Origin of the sequence: Nocardioides sp. (genome assembly GCF_034670285.1) — a bacterium.
Lineage (GTDB): Bacteria > Actinomycetota > Actinomycetes > Propionibacteriales > Nocardioidaceae > Nocardioides.
This window is the reverse complement of the sequence record NZ_JAXMNS010000497.1, coordinates 1-2,400: the sequence shown is the minus strand read 5'-3', so window position 1 is coordinate 2,400 and position 2,400 is coordinate 1. Positions and strand designations below refer to the sequence as shown.

Genomic DNA, 2,400 nt, shown 5'->3' with positions numbered 1-2,400 from the left:
GCTCCGGGATCGTCGATGCAGCAGACCAGGAAACCCGCGGGATCGATGCGGTCGGCGAACTCGTCGAACGCCGCCGCGTAGGCCTCGGGGGTGCCCCACTGGTCGAGGTGGTCGGCGTCGACGTTGGTGACGATGGCGGCTGCGGGCTCGTAGACGAGGAAGGCGCCGTCGCTCTCGTCGGCCTCGGCCAGGAAGAGGTCGCTGGTGCCGAGCGCTGCGTTGACACCGCTGGCGCTGAGGTCGCCGCCGATGGCGTAGGTCGGCTCGGCGCCCGCCGCTTGGGCTGCAACGGTCAGCAGGGACGTCGTGGTGGTCTTGCCGTGCGTGCCGGCGACCGCCACGACCCGGCGTCCGACCATGAGCGAGGCCAGCGCGGCCGAGCGCGGCAGGAGACGCAGGCCCTGGCGCACCGCCTCGACGTACTCGGGGTTGTCCTCGCCGATCGCGGTCGAGACGACCACCGTGTCGACGTCGGCGACGTGGGCGGCGTCGTGCCCCACGAACACCCGAGCACCGAGGTCGCGCAGCGCCGCCAGGCCCGCGGAGTCGTTGCCGTCGCTGCCGCTGACGACCACTCCCCTGGCGAGCATGATCCGGGCGATGCCGGACAGACCGGCGCCGCCGATGCCGATCAGATGGACACGTCCGAGCTCCTCGACACCGGCGATGGTCTCGGGCACGGGCACCCTCATCGGCGAGCCTCCTCGAGCACGATCGCGGCAAGCCGGTCGTCGGCGTCGTTGGGGATCAGCCCGGCGGCAGCACGACTCATGGCGGCGAGCCGGTCGGCGTCGACGGCGAGGGAGGCCACGTGCGCGGCCACCCACTCAGGCGTGAGGTCGCCGTCGGAGACGAGCAGCGCGCCACCCGCGTCGACGACCGGCCGGGCGTTGAGGTCCTGCTCGCCGTTGCCGATCGGCAGCGGCACGAAGATCGCGGGCACCCCCGTGGCGGCGGCCTCGGTGACGCTGTTGGCACCGCCGCGGCAGATCATCAGGTCGGCTGCCGCGAGAGCGAGGTCCATCCGGTCGACGTAGGGCAGGACGACGTACGGGACGTCGGTGGTCTCGGGCGAGGCCTCGCCCTTGGGGCCGACGACGTGCAGCACCTGCACGCCGGCATCGGCGAAAGCGCGAGCAGCCGCCGAGACCGACTGGTTGAGCCGGCGTGCGCCCTGGGAGCCCCCGGTGACCACCAGCGTCGGACGGTCGGGGTCGAGACCGAAGGTGGCGAGCGCCTCGGCGCGCAGGGCAGCACGATCGAGCTGGGAGATCATCCGACGGATCGGGAGGCCGACGTACTCGGCGTTGCGCAGCGGGGTGTCAGGAAAGCTGACCGCGACCCGGGAGGCGACCCGCGCGCCGACCTTGTTGCCGATGCCGGGCAGCGCGTTCTGCTCGTGGACGACGATCGGGAGCTTGCGGCGACGAGCCGCGACGTAGGCCGGCACCGACACGTAGCCGCCGTAGCCGACGACGACGTCGGGACGCACCCGGTCGATGACGGCCAGCGCCTCCTTGACCGCTCCTCGCAGGCGTCCGGGCACCCGGAGCAGGTCGGCCCCGGGCTTGCGGGGCAACGGCACCGGCGCGATGAGCTCGAGCGGGTAGCCGGCCTCCGGGACCACGCGGGTCTCGAGGCCCCGTGGGGTGCCGAGGCAGGTGATCTCGATGGTGGGGTCAGCGCGACGCAGGGCGTCGGCGGTGGCCAGGAGCGGGGACGTGTGGCCGGCGGTGCCGCCGCCGGCGAGGAGTACGCGAGTCATGAGGGGTCAGACGCTACCGGCGAGCGGCGAGCCCGGCCGAACGCAGGCGGCGCCGCTGGGCCAGCGCCCGCGCAGCCTCGGGCTCGCGCCGCGCGAATCCCACCAGGAGACCGATCGCGGCCAGGGTCGGCAGCAGGCTGGAGCCGCCGTAGGAGACCAGGGGCAGCGGGATGCCGATGACGGGCATCAGGGCCAGCACCATCCCGACGTTGATGACCATCTGACCGATGAGCCACACCACGATGCCGAACGTGGCGTAGCGGACGAAGGGGTCCTTGGTCTGGCGCGCGATCCGCAGGGCGGCGTAGGCGATGGTGAGGAACAGCCCGATCACCAGGAGCGTGCCCACCAGGCCGAGCTCCTCGCCGAGGACCGCGAAGATGAAGTCGGTGTGGGCCTCCGGGAGCGTGCCCCACTTCTGCTGGCTGGCCCCGATCCCCTCACCGAACAGGCCGCCGCTCGACATGGCGTACAGGCCGTGGGCCGGCTGCCAGCCGGTGCCCTCGAAGTCGCGGAACGGGTCGACGAAGGTGGTGATGCGCGAGAGCCGCTCGTTGTCGGTGGCCGCGAACGCGAGGGCGATGACGCCCAGCACCAGGGTGGCGAGCACGAAGAGTCGGGCGGGGGCGCCCACG

General features: G+C 72.8%; 3 protein-coding genes. All 3 read right to left on the bottom strand.

Translation table 11 applies throughout. The features are described from left to right. The coding region (locus VOI19_RS18205; RefSeq protein ID WP_323794357.1) for a Mur ligase domain-containing protein at positions 1-692 on the bottom strand (692 nt) is incomplete at its 3' end. Continuing rightward, complete coding sequence (murG, locus tag VOI19_RS18200) at positions 689-1,765, bottom strand: undecaprenyldiphospho-muramoylpentapeptide beta-N-acetylglucosaminyltransferase (protein ID WP_323794356.1); 1,077 nt, start codon at positions 1,763-1,765, stop codon at positions 689-691. The genes VOI19_RS18205 and murG, both read right to left, overlap by 4 nt. Before the next feature lie 13 nt (positions 1,766-1,778). Continuing rightward, positions 1,779-2,400 (bottom strand): FtsW/RodA/SpoVE family cell cycle protein (locus tag VOI19_RS18195; protein WP_323794355.1); only part of this gene is annotated, 622 nt, incomplete at its 5' end.

Coding starts and splice junctions, on each gene's coding strand:
- murG (WP_323794356.1), bottom strand. CDS start 1,765: ATGACTCGCGTACTCCTCGCCGGCGGCGGCACCGCCGGCCACACGTCC.